Genomic DNA, 420 nt, shown 5'->3' on the forward strand with positions numbered 1-420 from the left:
ATCATGAAATAGAAAACAACGAATTTGCTACATATTTTGTTATAGAATTTAGTGACAAAATAATTGGATATGTTGGTTTATGGTTAGTCGTTGATCAAGCACAAATTACAACGATAGCTATATCAAAGGCATTTAGAGGCTATGGTCTTGGTCAACTTTTACTTAAATATGCAATGAACTATGCACGTTTTTCTTGTGATGTGATGAGTTTAGAGGTAAGAATAGATAATGATGTTGCACAACATGTTTATAGGAATTTGGGATTCCAAAATGGTGGCAAAAGAAAGAATTATTATGGAGAAGGCGAGGACGCATTAGTCATGTGGGTGAATTTGAAATGACAAATAATAAATTAATCTTAGCAATAGAAACAAGTTGTGATGAAACGAGTGTAAGTGTAATAAAGAATGGCACTGAACT

General features: G+C 32.1%; 1 protein-coding gene. It reads left to right on the forward strand.

Going from position 1 to position 420, the window contains the following annotated elements; translation table 11 throughout:
• On the forward strand, positions 1–341 hold a 341-nt coding region (gene rimI, locus CEW93_RS10670), incomplete at its 5' end, for a ribosomal protein S18-alanine N-acetyltransferase (RefSeq protein ID WP_146416676.1).
• Positions 342–420 lie beyond the last annotated feature (79 nt).

The sequence above is a fragment of the Moraxella sp. VT-16-12 genome (assembly GCF_002224245.2).
Classification (GTDB): Bacteria; Pseudomonadota; Gammaproteobacteria; order Pseudomonadales; family Moraxellaceae; genus Moraxella.